Origin of the sequence: Xenorhabdus koppenhoeferi, from assembly GCF_900116635.1 — a bacterium.
Lineage (GTDB): Bacteria > Pseudomonadota > Gammaproteobacteria > Enterobacterales > Enterobacteriaceae > Xenorhabdus > Xenorhabdus koppenhoeferi.
On record NZ_FPBJ01000072.1, the window covers coordinates 1 to 3,710 of the forward strand.

2 protein-coding genes and 1 pseudogene are annotated in these 3,710 nt (G+C 42.2%); 2 read left to right on the forward strand and 1 reads right to left on the reverse strand.

The window, feature by feature from the left end; all coding sequences use genetic code 11:
- Window positions 1-190: 190 nt before the first annotated feature.
- Both rbsK and BM329_RS14020 read left to right on the forward strand, forming a co-directional pair.
- The gene (gene rbsK, locus BM329_RS14015) at window positions 191-1,120 is read left to right on the forward strand and encodes a ribokinase (protein ID WP_092554387.1); all 930 of its coding nucleotides are present in this window, start codon (window positions 191-193) and stop codon (window positions 1,118-1,120) included.
- A gap of 11 nt (window positions 1,121-1,131) precedes the next feature.
- Window positions 1,132-1,875, forward strand: a pseudogene (locus BM329_RS14020) (substrate-binding domain-containing protein).
- 5 nt (window positions 1,876-1,880) lie between these two features.
- Here BM329_RS14020 and mdtD read toward each other — a convergent pair.
- Window positions 1,881-3,263, reverse strand: coding sequence for a multidrug transporter subunit MdtD (gene mdtD, locus BM329_RS14025; protein WP_092554390.1), 1,383 nt, complete (start codon window positions 3,261-3,263; stop codon window positions 1,881-1,883).
- Window positions 3,264-3,710: the final 447 nt, after the last annotated feature.

Consider the following 3,710-nt stretch of genomic DNA (forward strand, 5'->3'; position numbering starts at 1 on the left):
GTTCCCAGATTTTGGCAGGGGATGACATGTGACACCGCCTTTTATTTAAGGAAGAAGAGCCCCATCATGGCACAATATGGATTACGGCTGTAGTATTAGCTAATGTACAGGATTTAACGGTTCGTGGAACTAAGTTAACGCTAATTAATCCTACATATTGAATAGGACGTGTTGAACAGGAATAAATGTAATGAATATAGCGAAACTTGTTGTGATGGGTAGCATTAATGTGGATCACATATTGAACATTGAATCTTTTCCTCAGCCGGGAGAAACCGTAAAAGGAAGACAGTATCAGGTTGCTTTTGGAGGAAAGGGCGCTAATCAGGCTGTGGCTGCTGGTCGTTGCGGTGCTGACATTACATTTATTGCCTGTGTTGGTCAGGATGATATTGGAGAACGCGTTCTCCAGCAGTTAGTGAAAGACAATATTAATACTTCATCAATTGAGTGTATCGAAGGGGAAACTACGGGAGTGGCCCTGATTTTTGTCAACCAGCAAGGGGAAAATGTTATTGCTATTAATGCTGGGGCAAATGGTGCTCTGACACCTGATTATTTCTGCCGTTATGAGCATGTGGTCAAAGAGGCAGGTGCCCTATTGCTACAGTTGGAAACACCATTAGAAACGGTGCAACTTGCGGCTAAAACGGCGAATAAACATCATACCAAAGTTATTTTGAATCCCGCCCCAGCCCAAAAATTATCAGATAAGTTACTTTCTCTGGTAGATATCATTACACCGAATGAAACCGAAGCAGAATACCTGACAGGCATTGCCGTAAATGACGATGTGGGTGTGAAGCAGGCGGCTCTGGCCTTGCATGATAAAGGTATAGAAACAGTCATCATTACTTTGGGAAGCCGCGGTGTATGGTTAAGTGAGAAAGGTCAGGAAGGCAAAATTGTTCCCGGATTTAAAGTAAAAGCGATCGACACAATTGCGGCAGGGGATACTTTTAATGGTGCTTTGGTGACGGGGTTGCTGGAAGGAAAGGAAATGTTGTCGGCGATCCGCTTTGCTCATGCTGCGGCTGCGATTGCAGTGACACGTCAGGGAGCACAGCCTGCGATTCCGTGGCGAAATGAAATTGATACATTTCTATCTGAACAGGATTAACCGTGGCTACCATGAAAGACGTTGCCCATCTGGCGGGTGTATCGACATCAACTATTTCTCATGTGATTAACGGCAATCGTTATGTCAGTGAGAACGTGAAAAAGAAAGTTAATGCGGCTATTGACGATCTGAATAATACCGAAGGTAACGTTACACGTATGTTACACGGTATGGAAACACTACTGCAAAAACGTGTTGATGGCCTTTTAATTATGAGTTCCGAACATAAATTGCTATCCAAAGGCTTTCTGTTGCGATATCCGCTAGTGCCAATAGTAACATTGATTGGATTGATCCCCTTTTGATGCTTTTAGTGATGTTATTAAAGATAACTCTCTGTTCGGAGGAGAATTGGTTACATTTTATCTAATTAATCGTGGTTTTCGCAAAATTGCCTGTATTGCAGGTTCACAGAATATACCTCCTGCCCGTCAGCGTCTGGCTGGATATCGAAAAGCAATGAGAGATGCTTAGCTTGAGATCCCTGATGGTTATGAAATCCACAGTGATTATGAATTTGCGGGGGGATTGTTATCAATGAAAAAACTCCTCCAATTACCTGAAATTCCCGAGGATGACATAGCAATTGCCCCCTATTTGGCCCCCCGTTGACGACTATCCATCAACCAAAAGATGAACTGGGTAAACTGGCAATTGAGATTCTGCTCTACAGAATTGACAATCCAGAAAGTGCACCCATTGAACTGGTTTTAACGCCAATGCTGATCGAGTGTAGTTCAGTAGCCAGCCGTTAATGGTTTCATTTCTTAATTAAGTTATTTCCGTCTTCTTTATTAAGTAACAGAAAGATAGTAGAAGAAACCAAGGTAATGACTCCCATTGTAATTAGGGTATAGTGAAAATGGCTCACGGTTGAGCCATTTCCCATTGACTCATAAAACCGAAGAACAGCGGCACTGACGGTTACCCCAAAACTTATCGATAACTGCTGAACCACCGCTAGCAGACTATTACCAGCGCTTGTATTGTTATTATTCAAATCACCAAGCGTAATCGTATTCATCGCTGTAAACTGCGTAGACATTGCCATTCCCAATATAAATAGAGGGATTATTAAAAATGCGACAGAGAGTCCCGGTGTTTGTAGAGAAAATTGTGAAATCATTACACCAATAATGACGGTGACCCAAAGGAGTGTATTTCTATAGCCAAATAGGGTCAGTATCTTGGTGACAAAAGATTTGGCGAAAATAGAACCTATCGCATTTGGTGCCATCATTATTCCAGCTATCACTGCTGAGTATCCAAACCCTACTTGTAGCATCAATGGAATAATAAATGAGAGAGAACCGGTACTCAAACGAGTTGCAATATTGCTGGCGATACCGATTGAAAATGTATGTGTCTGGAATAACTGTAAGTTAATGAGGGGGTTTTTGTGCTTTTTCGCGTGGAAAATATACCCCAACAGAATAATGATACCGCCAGCCAATAACAAAAAGGGAATATAGCCAGAAAGAGAATTCTCACCAAATAAGTCAAAGCTGACTGAAATCATTACTAATCCCATGCCAAACAACATGAATCCCAGAAAATCGAAAGAGCATTTGGGCATTGTTAAATTGGGCATGTTCTTTCTGGCATAAATGATACCCAATAAACCGATGGGGATATTAATGATGAAGATCCAGTGCCATGTTGCGTAGGTCACCAGCAAACCGCCTAGCATTGGGCCTAAAATTGGCCCCAATAACCCTGGCATAGTGACGAAATTCAAAATAGGTAACAATTCGCTACGCGGATATGTTCTTAATAAAGCCAGACGAGCCACAGGCATCATCATGGCTCCTCCTATTCCTTGAATCACTCGGGAGATAACCAAGAAAGAGAGATTGTGGGAAAGTGCACAAGCTAACGAGCCTAAAGAAAAGAGAGAGACGGCATAAATGAATATCCGCCGAGTACCAAACCTATCAGCTAACCAACCACTGGCGGGTATTAACATTGCTACAGTTAAGGTATAACTGACAATAGCAGGCTGCATTGCTAGTGGAGAGTGATGAAGACTCTTAGCAATTGCTGGTAAGGCAGTATTAAGAATTGTGGCATCCAAAGACTGCATAAAAAAAGCCATGGCTGCAATCCAAGGCAATCCAGACATATTACGCGCGGATTTAACCATTAGATATCCCATTTATTTCTGATCATGGATTAGTGAATAGAGAATAACTACGTATATAGTACGTTATCCTAGTATATTAATTTAATCATTGTTGCCTATAGCACCAATTTCTGGTTGAAAAACTAACATAATCACCTTTTTTGCTGAAAAAAGACGCGAACAGAAAGAAAATCAAAAAAAAACTATTGTCAGCGGCGGAAAACTCCCTATAATGCGCCACCACTGACCGACTCTGAGCTGAAACACGCCGATGAGGGAAGCCGGCAAAAAGCGAAAATAAATGCTTGACTCCGGAGGCGAAAAGCGTAAGATACGCAGCCTCGCAACCCGGAAGAGACTTCCGGTTGCCACTGCTCTTTAACAACTTAATCAGACAATCTGTGTGGGCACTCGCAGGACTGTATCTCACGCCGAAAGGCGAAAAAGATAACCAAGTCTTGAAGAGTG

Excerpts from the sequence above, each read along its gene's own strand:
- rbsK (WP_092554387.1), top strand. The coding sequence starts at position 191 with ATGAATATAGCGAAACTTGTTGTGATGGGTAGCATTAATGTGGATCAC.
- mdtD (WP_092554390.1), bottom strand. The coding sequence starts at position 3,263 with ATGGTTAAATCCGCGCGTAATATGTCTGGATTGCCTTGGATTGCAGCC.